Annotated in this window: 23 protein-coding genes; 14 read left to right on the forward strand and 9 right to left on the reverse strand. The window is 33.4% G+C overall.

All coding sequences use genetic code 11. From position 1 onward, the window contains the following. Window positions 1-3: 3 nt before the first annotated feature. The 4 genes from M4I23_RS01410 to M4I23_RS01425 form a co-directional block, all read right to left on the reverse strand. Entirely contained in the window at window positions 4-1,011 is a 1,008-nt protein-coding gene (locus tag M4I23_RS01410; protein ID WP_249753183.1) for a VWA domain-containing protein, read from the reverse strand. Then, window positions 1,011-2,681 carry a hypothetical protein gene (locus tag M4I23_RS01415; RefSeq protein ID WP_249753184.1) on the reverse strand — a complete coding sequence of 557 codons (1,671 nt, stop codon included), beginning with the start codon at window positions 2,679-2,681 and terminating at the stop codon, window positions 1,011-1,013. The genes M4I23_RS01410 and M4I23_RS01415 overlap by 1 nt, the downstream gene beginning before the upstream one ends. Before the next feature lie 31 nt (window positions 2,682-2,712). Next, complete coding sequence (locus M4I23_RS01420) at window positions 2,713-3,579, reverse strand: DUF58 domain-containing protein (RefSeq protein ID WP_158846179.1); 867 nt, start codon at window positions 3,577-3,579, stop codon at window positions 2,713-2,715. A 101-nt stretch (window positions 3,580-3,680) separates the two neighbouring features. Then, a complete protein-coding gene (locus M4I23_RS01425) occupies window positions 3,681-4,682 on the reverse strand; it encodes a MoxR family ATPase (RefSeq protein WP_158846180.1) in 1,002 nt (333 codons plus the stop codon). A 276-nt stretch (window positions 4,683-4,958) separates the two neighbouring features. Here M4I23_RS01425 and M4I23_RS01430 point away from each other — a divergent pair, with 276 nt between their 5' ends. From M4I23_RS01430 to M4I23_RS19890, 3 genes are all read left to right on the forward strand, one after another. Further along, window positions 4,959-5,711 carry an SDR family NAD(P)-dependent oxidoreductase gene (locus M4I23_RS01430; protein WP_249753185.1) on the forward strand — a complete coding sequence of 251 codons (753 nt, stop codon included), beginning with the start codon at window positions 4,959-4,961 and terminating at the stop codon, window positions 5,709-5,711. Next, window positions 5,708-6,841 (forward strand): ATP-binding protein, encoded by a 1,134-nt coding sequence (locus M4I23_RS01435; protein WP_249753186.1) that lies wholly within the window; start codon window positions 5,708-5,710, stop codon window positions 6,839-6,841. The genes M4I23_RS01430 and M4I23_RS01435 overlap by 4 nt, the downstream gene beginning before the upstream one ends. 413 nt (window positions 6,842-7,254) lie before the next feature. After that, window positions 7,255-7,371 (forward strand): PID-CTERM protein-sorting domain-containing protein, encoded by a 117-nt coding sequence (locus tag M4I23_RS19890; RefSeq protein WP_368736169.1) that lies wholly within the window; start codon window positions 7,255-7,257, stop codon window positions 7,369-7,371. On the opposite strand, the gene M4I23_RS01440 is transcribed toward M4I23_RS19890, so the two are convergent. Beyond that, window positions 7,357-7,944 carry a riboflavin synthase gene (locus M4I23_RS01440; protein ID WP_158846184.1) on the reverse strand — a complete coding sequence of 196 codons (588 nt, stop codon included), beginning with the start codon at window positions 7,942-7,944 and terminating at the stop codon, window positions 7,357-7,359. The genes M4I23_RS19890 and M4I23_RS01440 overlap by 15 nt on opposite strands. A 76-nt stretch (window positions 7,945-8,020) precedes the next feature. Between M4I23_RS01440 and pdxA the strand changes: the two genes are divergently transcribed. The 7 genes from pdxA to M4I23_RS01475 all read left to right on the forward strand — a co-directional run bounded on the left by pdxA (window position 8,021) and on the right by M4I23_RS01475 (window position 13,911). Next, window positions 8,021-9,091 carry a 4-hydroxythreonine-4-phosphate dehydrogenase PdxA gene (gene pdxA / locus M4I23_RS01445; RefSeq protein WP_249753187.1) on the forward strand — a complete coding sequence of 357 codons (1,071 nt, stop codon included), beginning with the start codon at window positions 8,021-8,023 and terminating at the stop codon, window positions 9,089-9,091. A 129-nt stretch (window positions 9,092-9,220) separates the two neighbouring features. Continuing rightward, the gene (locus tag M4I23_RS01450) at window positions 9,221-9,763 is read left to right on the forward strand and encodes a DUF177 domain-containing protein (protein ID WP_158846186.1); all 543 of its coding nucleotides are present in this window, start codon (window positions 9,221-9,223) and stop codon (window positions 9,761-9,763) included. A gap of 9 nt (window positions 9,764-9,772) precedes the next feature. Next, window positions 9,773-9,973, forward strand: coding sequence for a 50S ribosomal protein L32 (gene rpmF, locus M4I23_RS01455; RefSeq protein WP_158846187.1), 201 nt, complete (start codon window positions 9,773-9,775; stop codon window positions 9,971-9,973). A 178-nt stretch (window positions 9,974-10,151) separates the two neighbouring features. After that, a complete protein-coding gene (locus tag M4I23_RS01460) occupies window positions 10,152-11,150 on the forward strand; it encodes a beta-ketoacyl-ACP synthase III (protein WP_158846188.1) in 999 nt (332 codons plus the stop codon). A gap of 24 nt (window positions 11,151-11,174) precedes the next feature. After that, window positions 11,175-11,657, forward strand: coding sequence for an acetyl-CoA carboxylase biotin carboxyl carrier protein (gene accB / locus M4I23_RS01465; RefSeq protein WP_249753188.1), 483 nt, complete (start codon window positions 11,175-11,177; stop codon window positions 11,655-11,657). A 91-nt stretch (window positions 11,658-11,748) separates the two neighbouring features. Further along, window positions 11,749-13,101 carry an acetyl-CoA carboxylase biotin carboxylase subunit gene (gene accC / locus M4I23_RS01470; RefSeq protein WP_158846190.1) on the forward strand — a complete coding sequence of 451 codons (1,353 nt, stop codon included), beginning with the start codon at window positions 11,749-11,751 and terminating at the stop codon, window positions 13,099-13,101. Between the two features lie 360 nt (window positions 13,102-13,461). After that, window positions 13,462-13,911 (forward strand): 3-oxoacyl-ACP synthase, encoded by a 450-nt coding sequence (locus M4I23_RS01475; RefSeq protein WP_158851605.1) that lies wholly within the window; start codon window positions 13,462-13,464, stop codon window positions 13,909-13,911. Here the strand turns inward: M4I23_RS01475 and M4I23_RS01480 are convergent. After that, window positions 13,906-14,526: an HAD family phosphatase gene (locus M4I23_RS01480; protein ID WP_249753189.1), complete on the reverse strand. Its 621-nt coding sequence runs from the start codon at window positions 14,524-14,526 to the stop codon at window positions 13,906-13,908. The genes M4I23_RS01475 and M4I23_RS01480 overlap by 6 nt on opposite strands. 230 nt (window positions 14,527-14,756) lie before the next feature. Here M4I23_RS01480 and M4I23_RS01485 point away from each other — a divergent pair, with 230 nt between their 5' ends. Further along, window positions 14,757-15,011: a hypothetical protein gene (locus M4I23_RS01485; RefSeq protein WP_158846194.1), complete on the forward strand. Its 255-nt coding sequence runs from the start codon at window positions 14,757-14,759 to the stop codon at window positions 15,009-15,011. 107 nt (window positions 15,012-15,118) lie between these two features. Here the strand turns inward: M4I23_RS01485 and M4I23_RS01490 are convergent, their stop codons facing one another. Then, the gene (locus M4I23_RS01490; RefSeq protein WP_158846196.1) at window positions 15,119-16,024 is read right to left on the reverse strand and encodes an ABC transporter ATP-binding protein; all 906 of its coding nucleotides are present in this window, start codon (window positions 16,022-16,024) and stop codon (window positions 15,119-15,121) included. Window positions 16,025-16,111: 87 nt separating this feature from the next. Then, the gene (gene dprA, locus M4I23_RS01495; protein ID WP_158846198.1) at window positions 16,112-17,215 is read right to left on the reverse strand and encodes a DNA-processing protein DprA; all 1,104 of its coding nucleotides are present in this window, start codon (window positions 17,213-17,215) and stop codon (window positions 16,112-16,114) included. Between the two features lie 104 nt (window positions 17,216-17,319). On the opposite strand from dprA, the gene M4I23_RS01500 reads away from it, so the two are divergent. The 3 genes from M4I23_RS01500 (at window position 17,320) to M4I23_RS01510 (ending at window position 19,833) form a co-directional block, all read left to right on the forward strand. After that, window positions 17,320-18,255 (forward strand): SPOR domain-containing protein, encoded by a 936-nt coding sequence (locus M4I23_RS01500; RefSeq protein ID WP_158846200.1) that lies wholly within the window; start codon window positions 17,320-17,322, stop codon window positions 18,253-18,255. Window positions 18,256-18,330: 75 nt separating this feature from the next. Beyond that, window positions 18,331-18,840 (forward strand): acyl-CoA thioesterase, encoded by a 510-nt coding sequence (locus tag M4I23_RS01505; protein ID WP_249753592.1) that lies wholly within the window; start codon window positions 18,331-18,333, stop codon window positions 18,838-18,840. 222 nt (window positions 18,841-19,062) lie between these two features. After that, window positions 19,063-19,833, forward strand: coding sequence for a UDP-2,3-diacylglucosamine diphosphatase (locus M4I23_RS01510; protein WP_158846204.1), 771 nt, complete (start codon window positions 19,063-19,065; stop codon window positions 19,831-19,833). Between the two features lie 12 nt (window positions 19,834-19,845). On the opposite strand, the gene M4I23_RS01515 is transcribed toward M4I23_RS01510, so the two are convergent. Beyond that, window positions 19,846-21,645 (reverse strand): T9SS type B sorting domain-containing protein, encoded by a 1,800-nt coding sequence (locus M4I23_RS01515; protein WP_249753190.1) that lies wholly within the window; start codon window positions 21,643-21,645, stop codon window positions 19,846-19,848. Window positions 21,646-21,692 lie beyond the last annotated feature (47 nt).

The raw sequence follows: 21,692 nt of genomic DNA on the forward strand, positions 1-21,692 counted from the left end.
TTTTTAAATAAAACTTTTAAACAATGTATTACGCAATAGTAATTCTAACAACAATAAAAAGCCTGCTAAAAGCACTAATGGTCTATATTTTTCTTCGTAATTATAAAATTTAAACTCTTCAACATCTGTTTTTTCGAGCTTATTGATTTCGCTATAAATTTCTTCTAATTTCTTATTATTTGTGGCTCTAAAATATTTTCCACCTGTTACGGTTGCAATTTCTTTTAATAAAGTTTCGTCTATTTCAACTTTAATTCTACCGTATTGAAATTGGCCCGTTCTAGGATCGATAGCTACCGGAGATAATGCCATACCATTGGTTCCCAAACCAATGGTATAGGTTTTAATACCATATTCAACAGCTAGTTCACTCGCAATTTTAGGATCTATAAAACCAGAATTATTAACACCATCTGTTAATAAAATAATAACTTTACTTTTAGCTTTACTATCTTTTAATCGGTTTACAGATGTTGCTAAACCCATACCAATAGCAGTTCCGCCTTCAATAATATTATTGTACTCAATACTTTTTAAAGAACGTAAAACAATCGCTTTATCACTGGTTATTGGTGTTTTTGTATAGCTTTCTCCAGCATATTCTACCAAACCTATTCTATCATTTGGTCGACCTTTAATAAACTCTGCGGCAACTTCTTTTAAAGCGTCTAAACGATTTGGGCGTAAATCTTTCGCCAACATACTCGCCGAAACATCAATAGCCATAACAATATCGATACCTCGTGTGGTTTTTGTTTTAGATGAAACATCTACCGTTTGCGGTCTTGCCAAAGCCATAATTAATAAAGCTAAAGCCAATAAACGTAAAGCAAACATGATGGGTTTCAATTTTGTTAACCAAGAACTAGTTACTTTAAACCCTTTTAAACTCGATATTTTTAATTCTGCCGTTTGCTTGTTTCTCTTAAAGATATACCACAAAATAGCTAGTGGTAGCAAAAGAAACAACCAGAAAAATTCTTTATTTACAAATTCGATGCCTTCAAACATTATTCTTCTGCTTTTTTAAGTTCAACGGAATTTATAATACGTTCTACAATTTTATCGGCATAATCATCGCTTTTATTCCAAACAATAGAAATACGCTGTAAAATATTTTTAGTTGAAAATTGTAAAATCACATACTCACCTTCATAAAACTCCTTAGAGTTTAAAATCGGGAAACTTGCAGTTCCATGAGTTTTTAATCCTTCAGCTCCATTTGGAGTCGTAAACTTATCGCTTAACACAACAATATCTGTAACTCCAGCTTGCTCTAGCTGTTTTATAGCGCCGTCTTGAGCTTGTTTTAAATCGATATCTTCTTCCGGATTAGCTTGCTTTAAAACAATGGTAGACACATCGACACTAAAGAAGTTTAATAAACTTCCATAGCTAAAACTTGTAGCACTCATTTGGGCTTTTGCTTCCTCTGGAAGCTCTACCGAATTACGTTTTAAAACCTTTGGTGTTGTAATAGTTATTGGCGGAACACCATACGCACTAGTTACCCAATCACCTTCTAAAAGCTCAATACTATCATGCCCAATAATGGTATCTTTCACATAACTAAATCCATATTTTAAAGAGAAGCCTACAAAAGTTGCGATCATTAAAAACACCGCAATCACTACGGTTAAAATAATTTTATTACGCTTCTTTTTACGCGCTTGCTCTTCACGATATTTTTCATCTAAAAGTTTTTCTTCCTCAGTTGGTTCTGGTAAAGCTTCTTTTACGTTGTCTATTTCAATATCTATTGTACTTCTATCTATTTTTGCTAACTCAACATCTGGAGCAGATTTCGCGAATTTCACTAAATCGGCACGTTTTAAAATACTTTCTAAGTTTTTAATATCTTCTTTACTCAAATCAACTTGATTGCCTTCTTTCAGTATATTTAAACGCTTTATCAACTCATCGGTTGTGCTTTCTAATGCGCGATCATAAACTTTTTCGTCTAAATATTTTCTGATAATAAACGTTAATTCAGAATAATAATCTTTTAAATTTTCTTGTTCTAAATAGGTGCTTTCATCTAACTTCACCAAGGCTAATTTTGCACGATCGTATGGTGGCAATAAAGCAATTTTTTCTTCTTCGGAAAGCGGCTTTTTACGCCAAATAAACCAATATAACAGAAAACCAACGGCAGCAATAATTAACAATACTATTAATACTGTTTTCCACCAATCGCTAGAAGATTCTTGAACCTCGATAATAGGTTTAATATCATAAAGCCCTTGTTTTGTTGTATCTATTACTACATTATTAACCTCAACCTTTAAGGAATCGGTAAAAAATGTTTTAGTACCAATAATTATTTTTTGACGGGGAATGGTGTACGAACCCGAATCGAATTGTGTTAATCCGTATTTTTTAACAAGATTGTATTTGTCTTTATTCTTTAAGGTATCTACGGCATAAGATTCTATCATTTCTAAAGGAGAAAAAGATTGCCCCTCTGGAAAAACGACTAAACTCGTAGTATCGGTTTCAACTTGAATATGATAGGTAATTTGCTCACCAATTTTTATTGAAGTAGAATCGATTGCCGATGTAACTTGAGAAAATGAGAAAAAAGAAAACAAAGAAAAGAAGATAGCCAGCATAACGGAACATTTTCCGATGGCCGACACTTTGTTTGATTTATTTATATTTTCTATAATATGTTGTTTCACTTTCAATATTTTTTTAATTCTTATTTTAGAATTATGCGCGGTGTTTAAAATAACCTAATAGCTTTTTAACGTAACTTTCGTCCACTCTACAATCTATTGCGCCTGCTCCAGATTTGGTAAAACTTTCTTTATAGTATTTTGCCTTTTCGTGATAAAATTTACTGTAGTTTTTACGTACCGTTTTTGATGATGTATTTACTAACATAAATTCACCTGTTTCTTCATCCTGCATTTGCACCATCCCTAAATTAGGAATATCTTCTTCACGCTTATCGTAAACTCGAATTCCAGTAACATCGTGTTTTCTAGCAACAATTTTCATGGTTTGAAAATAATCGTCTGCAATAAAATCTGACAGAACAAAAGCAATCACTTTTTTCTTCATCACGTTTTGCATAAACTTTAAAGCTTCGGCCAAATTAGTCTGTTTACTTTCTGGTTGAAATTCTATTAATTCTCGAATAATACGAAGTACATGCGAACGTCCTTTTTTAGGCGGGATGTATAATTCTACCTTATCGGAAAATAAAATAAGTCCTATTTTATCGTTATTCTGTGTTGCAGAAAAAGCTAAAGTTGCAGCAATTTCTGTAACTACTTCATTCTTAAATTGACTTTCGGTACCAAATAGTTCCGATCCCGAAACATCAACCACAAGCATCATGGTAAGTTCACGTTCTTCTTCAAAAACTTTCACGTAAGGCTCGCTATAGCGCGCGGTAACATTCCAATCTATATTTCGAACATCATCGCCAAAATTGTATTGGCGCACTTCACTAAACGTCATACCACGCCCCTTGAAAGTGGAATGATATTCACCTCCAAAAATATGATCAGACAGTCGTCGTGTCTTAATCTCAATTTTACGTACTTTTTTTAGTAATTCTTTAGTATCCATGTTTTCAGTATGCAGTGTGCAGTCTTCAGTTAGCAGTCATAACAAAATAGTACTCAAATAAGCCATTACCTACCTCAATACCGTTTTACTGTTAACTCATTCTATGGTACTTCAATCTCGTTAACGATTTTATTAATAATATCTACAGACGTTACATTTTCAGCTTCAGCTTCGTATGTAATACCAATTCTATGGCGCAACACATCGTAAACTACAGCACGAACATCTTCTGGAATAACATAACCACGACGTTTTATAAAAGCGTAACATTTTGCTGCAGTAGCTAAATTGATACTACCACGAGGCGATGCTCCAAATGAAATTAATGGTTTTAAATCGCTAAGTTTATATTTTTCCGGATAACGCGTTGCGAAAATAATATCCAGTATGTATTTTTCAATTTTCTCGTCCATGTAAACTTCACGAACCGCTTCTTGCGCTCTTAATATTTGAGCTACAGAAACTACAGGATTTACTTTTTCCCAAGATCCTTTTAAATTAGAACGCATGATAAGTTGTTCTTCATCTAATTTAGGATAATCTATCACAGTTTTTAGCATAAAACGATCGACCTGTGCTTCCGGTAAAGAATAAGTTCCTTCCTGTTCTACAGGATTCATCGTTGCCATTACTAAAAAGGGTTTATCTAACTTATAAGTCTCATCACCAATAGTCACCTGCTTTTCTTGCATGGCTTCTAATAATGCCGATTGCACTTTTGCTGGCGCACGGTTTATCTCATCTGCTAATACAAAATTTGCAAAAATAGGTCCTTTTTTAATCGAAAAATCATTAAGCTTCATGTTGTAGATTAATGTTCCAGTAACATCGGCCGGTAATAAATCTGGCGTAAACTGAATACGGCTAAAACTACCATCTACAGCTTGTGCCAACGTATTAATCGCTAATGTTTTTGCTAATCCAGGAACACCTTCTAATAAAATATGTCCTTGTCCTAATAAACCAATTAGTAAACGCTCCACCATATGTTTTTGGCCTACGATCACTTTGTTCATTTCAAGCATTAGTAAATCAACAAAAGCACTTTCCTTTTCAATTTTCTCGTTTATCGACTTAATATCAATTGTACCTGTTTCTTCCATTATTTTCTAGTAATTTAAAAGCCGAATATACAGCTCTTATTTTGAGTAGTGCAAATTGTTAAAATTTTTCGGTTGAGGCTGTTAAAAATTGGTTAAAAATTAAAGCAAATTCAATGATTTCGCACTTTAACCTATTATTATGATAAGTTTTTCTTAATTATTTTTTTATTTATTTTAGGAAAAAGGCTTTTAATTATAATTAATTATTAAACTAAGTAAACTGCAATATGTTTTTAAGTATTTTTATAGATGAATTAAATTGAATAAAAAAACAGCATGACAAGAACAGCCTTAATTACAGGAGCAACAAGTGGTATTGGCAAAGCAACCGCCTATGAATTTGCTAAAAACGGAATTAGATTAATACTGTGTGGCCGACGACTAGAACGCCTAAACATCATACAAAAGGAACTAAAACTCCTAACTGATGTACATATTCTAAATTTTGATGTACGCAACAAGCAAGCCACCCTTGCTGCTATTGATAATTTGCCTGACAATTTTAAAACGATTGATATTTTAATAAATAACGCAGGAAATGCACATGGCCTAGACGCTATTAATGAAGGTAATATCGATGATTGGGATGCTATGATAGATATAAATGTAAAAGGATTACTTTATGTTAGCAAAGCCGTTATCCCCAAAATGACAGAACGAAAATCGGGACATATTATTAATATTGGATCCTCGGCAGGAAAAGAAGTTTACCCAAAAGGGAATGTGTATTGCGCCAGCAAACATGCCGTTTTAGCGATCACGGAAGGTATGCGCATTGACTTAAACCCATACGGTATTAAAGTTGGAGCCGTAAATCCTGGTATGGTGGAAACCGAATTTTCAGAAGTACGATTTAAAGGAGATACTAGTGCTAATAATGTTTACAAAGGTTTTAAAGCTCTAGAAGCCAAAGATGTTGCCGATGTTATATATTTTGCAATTTCCCGACCGCCACATGTTAACCTTGCCGATATTTTAATGTTTTGCACAGCACAGGCTAGCTCTACTATTATTAAAAAAGAAGCATGATTAATAAACGCCTTCTCATAAAACACCTTTTAGCTCACAATGACGAGAACAGTTTTTATGACAAAAAGCGGAAAATTGATATTGGTCACAAGGAAGGAAAAGCTAAATTTTTAAAACACGTTTGTGCCTTATCAAATAGCAACCCCAAGAACAACTCGTATATTGTAATTGGTGTTGAAGATGAAGATAATAATATTGTTGGTGTCGATTTTTTTGATGATAGTAAAATTCAAAATTTAATAAATGCATATTTAACCAATCCACCAATTGTTCAATATGAAAACATTCCGTTTCCTCATTTACCAGATAATAAAGTAGTTGGCTTAGTAACTATTAGACCAACAGGAAAACTAACATCACTCAAGAAAAATGTTTGGAAATATTATGGAGGCTCTGTGTTTTTTAGAGACGGAAGCATAAGTATGCCAAAGGTTTTCGATGTTGAAATTGAAGATGTAAACTCTGAAATTGTTGAAGCCATAGAAAAAAACGCCCAAAACAATATAGAACACACGCTCGACGGGGTTTTCGACTTCATGAAAAACCGAGTAGATTACAATCCGCAATATAAAGTGTTTAAAGAATATTTTGTAATCTGTTGGGCCGGACAAAAAAAGATAACGAAAGATCAAGTTTATTTTTCAAGAGTAGATATTAAACTAATAAACGAACAGGTACTTCTCTTTTTTTCAGCACTTGACGAAGTATCCATAATAATAGACGATGATACTTTTAAAATTATTGAATATGTTAATTTAGGGTTTCAAAACTCAAATAAATATTATCCATTAGAAGAAACCGTTATTAAATTTGAAAATAATGTCAGCTACACTATTGAAACTAAACTTCTATTTCAGCCTCCACAGTATGATAAAAAACTTTTATACCACATTTACAATACCAATAACGCTATTTTAGAAAAACTAAAAAAAGGACTAACAATAACCAAAGAAGAAGACAACGATTTAAAAAACCTACCAGTCACCTATTTAATTTGTTACCTTAACTTATTTCATGAAGCTATAGATAAACTTAACGAAGCCAAACCTTATTTAAAATTATACAACGGAGAAGTTTACACCTTATACAAAGAAACCGTCAGGGTTTTAAGAAAAATAAAATATAGTTAACCATAAATTAACATAAAAAATAGCTATTAAATAAAATTAAGATTAAATTTGTCATGCTATTAATCTTTTTAAGATATAAACCTTGATGCTAGTTTTTAATTATATTAAAAACAGTTCAAGGTTTTTTTTGTTAAAAAACCACAGAACGATTTAAGTGAATACAAATATTTCTTAAATGAAACACACTATTCAACAAATAAAAACGTTAAAGCACATGATAACAAGCTCAAAAAACAACCTTTTATCGATACTTTTAGTCGTTTCACAGGTATTTATACGTAAATAGTAGATTTAATCCTTTGTTAGTTGAGTTTTTTTAATATTTTTACCAGATAATGACAATACAAAACAAAAGAATATTTGCCTCAATCTTATTTGTATTAATAAGTTTTGTATGTACCGCTCAAGGTAACATGCCGCCCCCGCCATTACCTCCATCATTCCCTGGCTTACCAATAGACGGCGGAGTGATTATAGGAGCTTGCGTCGGTGTATTTTATGGTGCTAAAAAACTATTAAAACGAAGCTAGTTTAGCCACATATTTCCCTAAAACATCAAATTCGAGATTAACAACACTACCTTTCTTAAAGGTTTTGAAGTTCGTATGCTCATAAGTATAAGGTATAATAGCGACACTAAAACTATCCTTTTTAGAGTTCACAACAGTTAAACTTGTTCCGTTTACAGTTATGGATCCTTTTTCAATAGTTAAATTATTGTTTACATCAAAATTGTAACTAAAAGTAAACACCCAACTTCCATTTGCTTCTTCAACATTTGTACAAATTGCGGTTTGATCCACATGCCCTTGAACAATATGCCCATCAAGACGATCACCTAATTTCATGGCGCGTTCTAAGTTGACCTTATCATTAATTTTTAAGGTATTTAAATTAGTTTTATCTAGTGTTTCTTTAATAGCGGTAACGGTATACTCATCATTATCTACAGCTACAACCGTTAAACAAACCCCATTGTGAGCTACACTTTGATCTATTTTTAATTCCGAAGTTATTCCGCTTTTAACGGTAATATGCAGATTATCTAATTCTTTTTTTAGGCTTGAAACTTCTCCTATATCTTCAATTATTCCGGTAAACATAGTATTATCTGTTTATTTAGTTAAATTTGCAACAGCAATTGAATTTCAAAATTACAAACAAAAGTTGTCTTTTTTAATGAAGCAAGCAGAAAATATAATAGTAGGAATATCTATAGGAGACCTAAATGGTATAGGTGGAGAAATTATTTTAAAAACTTTTGAAGACGAAAGAATTTTAGATTTCTGTACACCAGTTATTTTTGCATCTATAAAAGTAATGAGTTTTTTAAAAACCCATTTTAACTCGGGCATAAACTTTCATAGCATAAATAGCGTGAATCAAATAACCACAGGGAAAGTAAATGTATTTAATACATGGAAAGAACCTGTAAAAATTAATTTTGGCCAAGAAGATTTAAAAATTGGTGAATATGCAGTAAAATCTTTAGCATCGGCAACCAAAGCTTTAAAAGATGGAGATGTTGATGTATTGGTAACCGCTCCAATTAACAAACATAATATACAGTCTGAAGGTTTTAAATTCCCAGGGCATACCGATTATTTAGCACAAGAATTAGAAGGAGAAAGCCTCATGTTCATGGTAACCGATACTCTAAGAGTAGGCTTATTAACAGACCATGTGCCCGTAAAAGATATATCAACACATATTACAGCCGAATTAATTCAGCAAAAAATAGCAACGGTATACAAATCCTTAGTAACAGATTTCAACATACAAAAACCAAAAATTGCTGTTTTAGGTATTAATCCGCACACAGGAGATAATGGTGTTATTGGTAGTGAAGATGATGATATATTAAGACCAACACTTAAAAAAATAAAAGAATCTGGCAAACTAGTTTACGGTCCTTATGCCGCAGATAGTTTCTTTGGATCGGATAATTATAAAAATTTCGATGCTATAATTGCATCATATCACGACCAAGGCCTTATTCCCTTTAAAACCTTATCATTTGGTCAAGGCGTTAATTTTACAGCAGGACTAAATAAAATACGCACCTCGCCAGATCATGGCACAGCTTACGAAATAGCAGGAAAAGGAGATGCTAACGAAAATTCATTTAAGGAAGCTTTATTTACTGCTTTAAAAATATACAAGAACAGAACTGAATTCGAAGAGTTAACTTCAAACCCATTAAAAAAAGCCCCTCGAAACGAACGCAGTAAAAACTATAAAGACAGGTAGTAATAGGTGTTTTCTGCCATAAACACGATATATCTTTCTTTAAAAGAAAGATATAAACAAAAAAAAGTTCATAAGTAACGCCACGTAAATAAAAATTTATATATTTGCAGGCTCAAATTAGAAGTGATAATGAAGCCATTAAAAGAGTTTACAATTCCATTTGTAGGGTTAAAGATCGGCAAACATCAATTTAAGTTTGATATTAAACAAGCGTTCTTTGAACATTTTGAGTATGAAGATTTTAACAATGTAAACGTTAAAGCAGATGTGATCTTAGAAAAAAAGGCCACATTGCTAGAGTTAGATTTTAAAATCTCAGGTTCTGTTAACGTAAATTGCGATTTAACAAACGAACCTTACGACCAATCGATTGAAAACGATTTTCATTTGGTGGTTAATTTCGGTGATGAATATAACGATGAAAACGTTGATATTCTAATACTACCTCACGGTACTTACGAAGTTAGCATTGATCAATACATTTATGAACTAATTGTATTATCTGTTCCAATAAAACGTATTCATCCAGGTGTAGAAGATGGAACATTAGATTCCGACATACTTGATAAATTAGAACAATTAAGCCCTGGGCTTAAAGAAAAAAACGAACAAAACGAGGATGATATAGATCCTCGCTGGAATACATTAAAGAAATTATTAACGGATAAATAAACATATAAAATGGCACATCCTAAAAGAAAAATCTCGAAAACAAGAAGAGATAAAAGAAGAACACATTACAAAGCAACTGCGCCACAGATTGCTACTTGCCCAACAACAGGTGAGCCGCATTTATACCACAGAGCACATTGGCATGAAGGTAAATTATACTATAGAGGTCAAATATTAATTGACAACTCAGAAGTAGAAAACGTAGCATAACATTATGCATGCATATAATAAAACACTCATTTATGAGTGTTTTTTTTATGAAATTACTTTTCGAATAGCAAAAAAACGTAAATTGCGTAAAATTCCGCTCGGTTTAGTGGTTTTTAAAACAATTTTGATCGTTTTTGTTCAATTTTAATGATTTTTCAGTCAAACCAACTAAAAAGTTATGAGTAAAATCTCTGCAGCAATTACAGCTGTTGGTGCTTATGTACCGGAATACGTATTAACCAATCAGATCCTTGAAACGATGGTTGATACAAATGATGAATGGATTACTTCTAGAACAGGAATTAAAGAACGCCGTATTCTTAAAGACGATGGTAAGGGTACATCGTACCTAGCAATAAAAGCCGCTCAAGACCTAATAAACAAAAAAGGTATTGACCCAAAAGATATAGAACTTGTTATTGTTGCTACAGCAACTCCAGATATGAAAGCTGCTTCAACAGCATCATTTACAGCATCAGAAATTGGTGCTATAAATGCTTTTTCTTTTGATATGGACGCGGCATGTTCTAGTTTTTTATTCGGAATGTCTGTTGCTGCTAGTTATATTGAATCTGGCCGTTATAAAAATGTATTGTTGATTGGAGCGGATAAAATGTCTTCAATTATTAATTATAAAGATAGAGCCACTTGCATTATTTTTGGAGATGGAGCCGGAGCAGTTCTTTTCGAACCTAATGAAGAAAATCTAGGCTTACAAGATGAATATTTAAGAAGTGACGGAACAGGTCGTGATTTTTTACAAGCCACTTACGGTGGATCATCTCATGCCTTAACTCACGAAATATTAGATCAAGGTGGGCAATATGCTTTTCAAGAAGGTAGAACCGTCTTTAAAAATGCTGTTTTTAATATGGCCGATGCTGCTGAAAAAATATTAAAACGTAACAACTTAACTAAAGACACTGTAGATTGGTTAGCTGCGCACCAAGCAAACAAACGTATTATTGATGCAACAGCAAACCGTATGGATTTACCAACAGAAAAGGTAATGATAAACATAGAAAAATACGGAAACACAACATCTGCAACACTCCCTTTACTTATAAACGATTACGAATCCCAACTTAAAAAAGGAGATAACGTTATTTTCGCTGCCTTTGGAGGTGGATTTAACTGGGGATCTATTTATTTAAAATGGGCTTATAACACAAAGTAACTACCAACCTAAAAAACCAAAATTATGGATATAAAAGAGATTCAAAACTTAATTAAATTTGTTGCAAAATCTGGAGCAAGCGAGGTTAAATTAGAAATGGACGATATTAAAATCACCATTAGAACAGGCTCAGAGTCCGATACAACTATCGTACACCAAGTCCCTGCAGCTCACCAAATGCCACAAATAGCGCAACAAGCAGCAGTACCCGTAAATACAGAAGCAGTAGCACCAGTAGCTGCAGCACCTGCCGACGAAGATTCAAAATATATTACTATTAAATCACCAATTATTGGTACGTTCTATAGAAAACCATCACCAGATAAACCTTTATTTGTTGAAGTAGGTCAAACTATTGCAGAAGGTGACGTACTTTGTATTATAGAAGCCATGAAACTTTTCAACGAAATCGAATCTGAAATTTCAGGAAAAGTCGTAAAAATATTAGTGGACGATTCTTCACCAGTAGAATTCGACCAACCTTTATTCTTGGTAGATCCATCTTAATTTGAAGTTTAAAGTTTAAAGTCTAAAGTTTAACACTAAGTGATAAACTTATATTCTCATAAACCATAAACTCTTAAACTCTTAAAAAGATATGTTTAAAAAAATATTAATAGCCAATAGAGGTGAAATAGCACTACGTGTTATTAGAACCTGTAAAGAAATGGGCATAAAAACGGTTGCGGTTTACTCAACTGCCGATGCCGAAAGTTTGCACGTAAAATTTGCCGACGAAGCCGTATGTATTGGCCCAGCAGCAAGTAGCGAATCTTACTTAAAAATGTCGAATATAATATCTGCGGCAGAAATTACAAACGCAGATGCCATTCACCCAGGATATGGTTTTTTATCAGAAAACGCTAAGTTTTCTAAAATCTGTGAAGAACATGGTATCAAATTTATTGGTGCATCTCCAGAGATGATCGACCGTATGGGAGATAAAGCAAACGCTAAAGAAACCATGAAAGCTGCCGGAGTACCTTGTGTACCTGGAAGTGATGGGGTTATAGAAACCTTTGAAGATTGCATACGTATTGCCGATGAAACCGGTTACCCTGTAATGCTTAAAGCCTCTGCCGGTGGTGGTGGTAAAGGTATGAGAGGTGTTTTTAAACCAGAAGATTTAAAAGACGCATGGGATTCTGCAAGACAAGAATCTAAAGCTGCTTTTGGAGACGACGATATGTACATGGAAAAACTTATCTTAGAGCCGCGCCATATTGAAATTCAAATCGTAGGTGACTCGAACGGTAAAGCATGTCATTTATCAGAAAGAGATTGCTCAATCCAACGTCGTCACCAAAAATTAACAGAAGAAGTACCGTCCCCATTCATGACGACTGCTCTACGTAAAAAAATGGGAGATGCCGCTGTAAAAGCAGCCGAATATATTAAATACGAAGGCGCTGGAACCATTGAATTCTTAGTTGATAAGAATCGTAACTTCTACTTCATGGAAATGAATACTCGTATCCAAGTAGAACACCCAATTACAGAACAAGTAATAGATTTCGACTTAATACGCGAGCAAATTTTAGTAGCTGCAGGTGTGCCAATTTCAGGTAAAAACTACACGCCAAAATTACACTCTATAGAATGCCGTATTAATGCCGAGGATCCATTTAACAACTTTAGACCATCTCCAGGACTAATAACTACATTACATGCGCCAGGAGGTCACGGCGTTCGTTTAGACACTCACGTATACGCAGGTTACTCTATACCTCCAAACTACGATTCTATGATTGCAAAGTTAATAACAACTGCGCAAACTAGGGAAGAAGCCATTAGTAAAATGAAACGTGCGCTAGATGAATTCGTTATCGAAGGCATCAAAACAACTATTCCGTTCCATAGACAATTAATGGATCATCCAGATTATTTGGCAGGTAATTATACCACCAAATTCATGGAAGATTTTGTATTAAAAAAACAAGTTGAAGAATAAATAATTAAAAACTCCGGAAATCATTTTCGGAGTTTTTTTGGTTTAAACCCATTCTATAAAAATAATTTGGGCGTTACCACAAGGGTCGGGCTTTCCGCTATATCTTTATTTGCGCAAAACCTGTCTCAGCTCCCAAAAAAGAATTATTCAAGTTGCGAAGTTCTAAACACCAATATTTTATTTCTTATAAAGCACAAAAAAGTATGCCGCATCAATCCCTAACGCGAACTCGGCTTTAAAACAAAACACCGTAAATTAAGAAAATCAATCTTCTTCATTAATCAATACAATCCTAATCACCCCAATTAAAAATACACTATTTTAGTCGCCTTGAACACAAAACAACAAATGAAACAATCTATAGAAATTAAGCAAAAACTATTCAAGATATGTTTAGAATCTATAGATTCTAGGTTCCAGACCATACAAAATACTATAAACGAAATTCAGGAATCTTTAACTTCAGAAACCAAAAGTAGTGCTGGAGACAAACACGAAACAGGTCGCGCAATGTTGCAATTAGAACGTGAAAAAGCAGGTAATCAACTCGCTGAAATAAACAAAATAAAAATAGCTCTTTCCAAAATTGATGTATCAAAAACATCACAAACTATAGGTTTAGGTAGTATTATTTATACTTCGCAAGCCAATTACTATATTGCTATTAGCTCTGGTGAATTAACATACAACAACCAAAAATTCTATGCCATTTCACCAAACACACCTATTGGGCAGTTGCTAATGGGAAAAACAGTTGAGGACTCTATTAAGTTTAGAAATCAAAATTTTAAAATTAAATCTGTCTTATAGTATTTGAGTGGCAAAACCAGATAACAAATTATAATCTTTTATATAAAATGTTTGTATTCCTAAGCTTTCCGCAGCCTTTATATTATCAATAGAATCATCAATAAATATAGATTCTTCAGCATTTAATTTACTATCATTTAAAACAAAACTAAAAATATTTTCATCGGGTTTTCTAATCCCTACTTCATGAGAATAATAGGCTTTTTTAAATAAATCATTAAACTTAGAACCGTTTGCCGCTTCATATTCATCTAAAAACTTTTTCTGATGAATGGCATTCGTATTACTTAAAAGATAAACATTGTATTTACTTCTCAAGCTTTCTATATATGCAATGCGCTCTTTTGGTATATCTAAAATCATGGCATTCCAAGCCGTTCTAATCTGCTCGTAACTTGGTGTTTCATTAGATAAATTGAATAAAGCTTCAAGATACTCGTCTTCAGAAATTTTTCCTATTTCAAAATCATAAAAAAAAGAATACTCATAATGATGTCCTGTTTTATTAACAATATCAGTTATCCCGATAGTTTCCAATTCGGCTATGGCTTTAGGAACGTTTAAATTCAGAATAACACCACCTAAATCGAAAATAATATTTTTTATAGTTTTCATTTCTAAAGTTTCTTCGTAATGAACAATGTAACAATAACAGCCCTTATCTAGGCGAACCCAAAAATAAATAAATTGAATTAAAGTTGTAACCTCTTCATCATTTACTTTGTTTTTTTATTTTTTCTTTAAAATCAGGAAAATCACCCTTTCATTATGGGGTAATCTCCTTACTTAATAGGTATAGAATTAATATAATTTTACAATATTATTAATCCATTAAACTAAAAGTTATGCCACATTATGCACAAGGAACCACAGGTTGGACAAAATTAAAAGGTTACCAAGCTCTTTGGGATCCAAAAATTGACCTCGGTAAATTCTATTTTACAACATTCAAAGGAAAAAGAGAAGAAACACCATACATGACATCTTCTAATTTCGCTAGAGTTTTAGATATTTTAAGAAATGAAACACCTGTTTACGGTAATTCAAGTACAGGTTCTGTAACTACCCAAGGCGAAGAAGTTGGGGAAGAAGAAAGTTGAAATTAACACAAATCTATTATGTAACCTCCTCTGAGTTTAAACCTATTTACTATAAAAAGGAGTGAAGATTGCCCCCATAATCTTCATTCTTTTTTTGTTTAAATTTTTTAATAATAAAGACAAACTTCTGAATCAATTTTAAGAAGGCTTTCGTGTTCAAAAAACACTAATTCTCCGTTCAAATCTGCTTCAATTAAATAATAATGTCCTTTAAAATACACTCGTTTAATAATAGCTTTTAATTTAGAATCTTGCACTACATTAAGTTGATGTGCATAAATAATCTGATTATCAATCTCATTAAACTCACCAAAAAACGAAGCAATTAAAGGGGTTTCAGGATTTTTAAAAAGATCTTCTGGTGTGCCTTCAACTTCAACTTCATGATTATTTAAAATGAGCATTCTATCTGCAAAACCCAACACATCTTCTTTATCGTGTGTAGCCACAATACATGCAATGTTTTTCAATTTTAAATACTTAAAAACATTACGGCGTAAGGATTGTTTTTTAAAATTATCAATATGGCTAAAAGGTTCATCAAGCAACATAATTTCGGGTTCCTTTGCCAAAGCTCGTGCCAGTGCTACCCGCTGTTTTTGTCCACCACTTAATGTTTTTACTTTTACATTAGCAAACTCAGTAAGCTCTACAACTTCAAGTAATTCTTTGGTGCGTTCTTGTTTTTCTTCGGGATAAAAATTAGAAAGAAACGCACCAATATTTTCAGCAACCGATGTAAAAGGCATTAAATCGAATTCTTGAGCAACGTATTTCATAAAATCATACCCCACAACAAGATTATATTTTGGTCCAAGTATTTCTGTATCTCCCCAAAAAATATGACCAGCGTTTAAATCGAACTCCCCATAAAGCAATTTTAAAAGGGTGCTTTTTCCGGAGCCGCTTTCACCTATAATAGAAAGCTGCTCTCCTGCTCTTACAGAAAAAGAAATGTTTTTTAAAATCTCGGTTTTATTATATGAAAAAGAAATATTATTAACTTGAAGCATTTGTGTTTTTTAATGAAATAAGATGCACTCGATCTTGATTTAGAAATTATTATTAAGCCTGAGGTAATTAAATCAAGATTTTATACTTTAAAGAATCTCAAACAACTTACCTGGTAATGGTCGTACAACACCTTTTAACTCCATGGTTAATAAAATGCTAGCTACTTTAAAAATAGGCAAATTACAACTAATAGCAATAATATCTAGCTGCTGTTTTTCGTTTTCTTTTAAATAATTGTAAATCACCTTTTCGGTGGCGTCCAACTCTACAAATAATTGTTTTTGTATAGCAGGCTTTTGAGCATCTTCCAATTGCCAATTTAAAATATAAGGCACATCTAAAGGCGTGGTGAGCATATGTGCACGTTGTTGCTTTATTAAATTATTACAACCTACACTTTGGCTATCAGTGGTGCGGCCTGGTACAGCAAATATATCACGATTATAAGAATTTGCAATATCAGCAGTTACCAAACTCCCACCTTTTTCAGCCGATTCTATAACAATTGTAGCTTCGCTTAAACCCGCAATTACTCTGTTTCGTTTTAAAAAATTGTTTCTATCAAAATTATCGGTGCTCCAAAAGTCGGTAAAAAACCCACCATTTTTCTCCATATCTACCATATACTTTTTATGCACTTTTGGATAAATTTGATTGAGCCCATGCGCCAAACAAGCTACAGTTTGCAAACCATGTTTCATAGCTGCTTTATGTGCTGTAATATCTGCGCCGTAAGCAAAGCCAGAAATAATTACAGGATTATAAGGTTTAAGCGTTTCTACTAATTTTTCACAAAAGGCAATACCACTTGTGGTAATTTTTCGAGCGCCAACAATACTAATAAGCCTCTGCTTTTTTAAGTTAACATGCCCAGATTGAAACAATAAAATAGGTCCATCAATACAATGTTTTAGCTTTTCAGGATAATCTTCATCTTCAAAATAAGACACCTTAATATTATTTTCTTCAATAAAACGCATCTCTTTTTCTGCTTCTTTTAAATGATGAGGTTTAAACAAACCCTCTAAAATAACGTTACCAACACCATCAATTTTAAGTAAATTTTGTCTTTTCTCTTTTAAAACTGCTTCGGGAGAGCCACAATGAGAAATTAATCGTTTTGCTGTAATATCTCCAATATTGGGTACATGTTGTAAGGCTAAAGCGTAAAGTAAATTATTTTCTATCATTGTAAAATGCTTAATTTCAACCTACAATAAAAGAATTTTTAATCTGTTAATAAAAACATCGCGATAAATTTTATCGAAAACTATAATTTTCTAACTTTGTGTTTATGCAACTAGATACTTACATAAGCGACTTACTATATAGATATGAATGTGTTACCATCCCTGAGTTGGGTTCGTTTTTAACACAATCTGTATCTGCGACTATAAACGAAAATACAAACGCGTTTTTTCCTCCTAAAAAAGTTTTGTCTTTTAACGAGCAAATTCAAAAAAACGATGGTTTATTGGCGCATTATATTGCCGACGTAGAAAAAATATCTTTCGAAGTTGCTAATAAAAAAATTGCAACACACGTTAAAACTTTAAAAGAGAGTTTAACAGAAGGCCAAATATTAACCTTTAAAAATATAGGTGATATTGTTTTTAGCAACGAGGGCAAAATTATATTCGAGCCATCTTACCAATTAAACTATTTAACCGATGCTTTTGGATTATCTCAATTCGAGTCTCCAGCAGTAACACGTGAGGTTTACAAAGTAGAAGCCGAACGTATAGAAAAAGTAATACCAATTGCGGTTACAGCAGAAAAACGTAAAAGCAGATCCTATTTAAAATACGCAGCCATAGCAGTTGTAGCCTTGACACTTGGCGGTTTAGTGGCCTCTAATTTTTATGTGAATCAAATAGAAACACATAACCAATTGGCACAACAAGAAGCCGAAAAACAGTTAGATACTAAAATACAACAAGCTACCTTTAATCTAAACCCATTACCAGCAATTACCCTTAATATTACTAAACAAACCGGTAATTTCCATATTGTAGCAGGTGCTTTTAGAGTAGAAGAAAATTGCGACAAAACAGTAGCACAACTCAAAGCCGATGGTTTTAGCGCTCGAAAAATTGGTACAAATAAATACGGATTACACCAAGTTGTCTATGCTAGTTATGAAACCCGCTTAGAAGCTCGCAAAGCTTTAAACACTATAAAAGCTTCGCATAATAAGGACGCTTGGTTACTTGTTAAAAAACTCGATTAGTAGTTTTCACAAAACCCCCGTTCTATTACTGCCATAATTGTTAACTTCGCCACATCTTAAACCTAATTATTTTTGATGCAAGCAAAAACACCCGAACAATCTAGAACCATAATGACAGATTTGGTTTTACCTAGTGAAACCAATCCTCTAAATAATTTATTTGGAGGCGAATTATTAGCACGAATGGATCGTGCAGCCAGTATTGCAGCTCGCCGCCACTCGCGTCGCATTGTGGTTACCGCCACTGTAAACAATGTAGCTTTTAACCGTGCCGTGCCACTTGGCAGTGTAGTAACTGTAGAGGCTAAGGTATCTCGTGCCTTTAAAACCTCAATGGAAGTTTTTCTAGATGTTTGGATCGAAGATCGCGAATCTGGCGACCGTGCCAAAGCCAACGAAGCTATTTACACTTTTGTAGCCGTAGATGAAACTGGTCGTCCAATTCCTGTGCCAGAAATACACCCAGAAACCGAACTCGAAATAGAACGTTATGATGCCGCATTACGCCGTAAACAATTAAGTTTACTACTAGCTGGAAAAATAAAACCTAGCGAAGCCTCGGAACTAAGAGCTCTTTTTGACTAAAATCATGAAAAATAATTTGAGAGTTACCACAAGTGGTCTAGCTTTATTCGTTAGTTCCTGTTTTAAATTAAGCAACTTATGAGTATAAATATTCACTATGCGCTTCCTTCTTTATTAAGGGACTTAAATACACCGTTCAAGATCTAACATACTAGTTTACAAAGACCAATTCCAAAAACGCAAACATCGGTTTTTTTCGCCTAAAAAAGTTATATTTACAGCATGCAAATTCCAAAAGGAAAAAAAATATATTTCGCCTCAGATAACCATTTAGGAGCACCAACAAAAGACGCTTCCTTTCCGCGCGAAAAAAAATTCGTAGCTTGGTTAGACGAAATAAAACAAGACGCCGCAGTTATATTTCTAGTTGGTGATTTATTCGATTTTTGGTTCGAATACAAAACCGTAGTACCAAAAGGTTTCACTAGAACATTAGGAAAACTTGCCGAAATATCGGATTCTGGAATACCAATTCATTATTTTGTGGGTAACCACGATCTTTGGATGAATGGTTATTTTGAAGAAGAACTTAACATACCCGTTTACCACAAACCAAAAGAATTCACGTTCAATAATAAAATATTTTTTATTGGTCATGGCGACGGTCTAGGCCCGTACGACAAAGGCTATAAGCGCATGAAAAAAGTTTTTACCAATCCTGTTTTTAAGTGGTTGTTTCGCTGGGTACATCCAGATATTGGAGTAAGCATAGCGCAATACTTATCAGTAAAAAACAAACTTATTTCGGGCGACGACGATGCCAAATTTTTAGGAGAAGAAAACGAATGGCTCGTGCAATATGCAAAAAAAAAGCTAGTTAATAAACATCGTGATTATTTTGTTTTTGGACACCGCCACTTACCAATGGAAATCAATCTTGGCCAAAATTCAGATTATCTAAATCTTGGCGATTGGATTCAATATTTCACCTACGGCGTTTTTGATGGTGAACAACTTGAGTTAAAAACTTACGAGATTGAAGACCCTAAATAATTAGAATGTTTTTTAACGCTTTAAAGTAAAGTGTCCTGTAAACTGCTGACCGTTAATGATAATAACATACCAATAATCGTCTGTTTCTAAAAGTTCTCCAGCAAATAATCCATCCCATAAAAACGGTGCATTTTCAGAAAACTTCAAAAGCTTTCCATAACGATTAAAAATAGAAACTTGCGTAGATTGATAATATTCTATTCCTTTTAAAGCAAAGCTATCATTTGCGCCATCTCCATTTGGTGTAAAAAACTTAGGAATAAAAAAATGAATGAATTGCATGGAAACGATCTCGTCGCAATTCTGTTGTTTCATATAAATAGTATAATTACCGCCTTCAATATTTGTAAAAATATTATTTGGCTGAAATATATTTCCGGTAATAGAATATAAAAAATCACCTTTGTTCTCCGTAGTAATTACAATACTTTTACCAACAGACTCGACAGATGCAATAATTGGTAAATCTATCTGCGAAAGCGTTATTATTTTTGTTACAGCACAACTTTCATTTGCAACTTCTACAGTATAAATTCCGGCTTGATCTACATTTATAACCTCAGTGGTTTCACCAGTACTCCATAAATAAGTTGCAGTAAAAATATTGGTGTCGGCATGAAGTTCTATACTTTCATTTTCGCAAAACTCCAATGTTTCATCTTCAACTTCAGGAATTTCAAAAAATGTAATACTCACTTCAGTTCGCGTATTAGAAATACAATTTCCGTTTACAGTTTCCGCTTCAGCGTAATACAACCCATTTGTTGTGGCATTATAAGTTGTGCTATTCGCTTGGAGTAAAGTTCCGCCAATTGCAGCACTATACCAATTTACAACAACTCCCGAAGGCACCGTTACGCTTAACGGCGTAGTATCGTTCTCGCAAACCAAAACATCTCCATTACTCGCTGGTGCATTGGGTTGTGGAATAACTCGCACTTCAAAAATATCGGAAGTAGAATTACAAGAATTATTGGTTAAATTAACAACGTCTTCAGCAACTTTAACTCTATAAAATGTAGTGTTATTAAGCGGTGGTGTAGTATATTTTTCAGCATTCTCACCAATAATATCTATCCAGTTTACACCATCATTACTTTCTTGCCATTGATAAAAATGACTTGAGAAAATAACAAAATCAGGTGTCACGGTTAATTCGGTTGAAAACGGCAAGTTATCTTCACAAACATCAATATGTATTTCGTTTAAAACATCTTCAATAATAACGGTATCTCCGCAGGTTTTAAAAACAATATCGTCTATCGCTAAATCATTTCCACAACCACCAATACCATTATTCAACATTTTTAAAATAATAGATGTTTGCCCAGGCTCCGATTGAAAAACCAACGCATATTGCCTCCAATCTGCGCTTGAAGTACCATAAATGTCTCCAGTATTACCACTTGCTAATAATTGCGTATCGGTATTATCCCAAATTTCAAACTTCACATTAATTGGAATGCCTATACCGCAACTATGGTTGGCGGGTAATAAATTTACCATCCAAGACGAAAACTCATAAGTTGTGTTTTCACACAAACCACTAATAGCCGTTCTATAAAATTCGCCAGAAGTATAATCGGCATTAACCACTAAACTTCGCCCGTTGGTATCGCCCGCAGTATGATCGGGTATATCGTGCCAACCAAACCAATTTGTTCTATTAGAAATGGTATAAAACCCATCAAACGGCTTTACACTAGCAAAACTGTATGTTGTTGTTCCTGCTGGTAATGGCACATTATTTGTACCTACCCCAAACGTTTCAGTAAAAATAGGATCGCCAGAATTACCGCTACAAAACCCCAATTGTGCTTGGGCTTTTACAACGAGTAAAAAAATAAATAATATTAGAG

The organism is Algibacter sp. L4_22, from assembly GCF_023473045.1.
Classification (GTDB): domain Bacteria; phylum Bacteroidota; class Bacteroidia; order Flavobacteriales; family Flavobacteriaceae; genus Algibacter.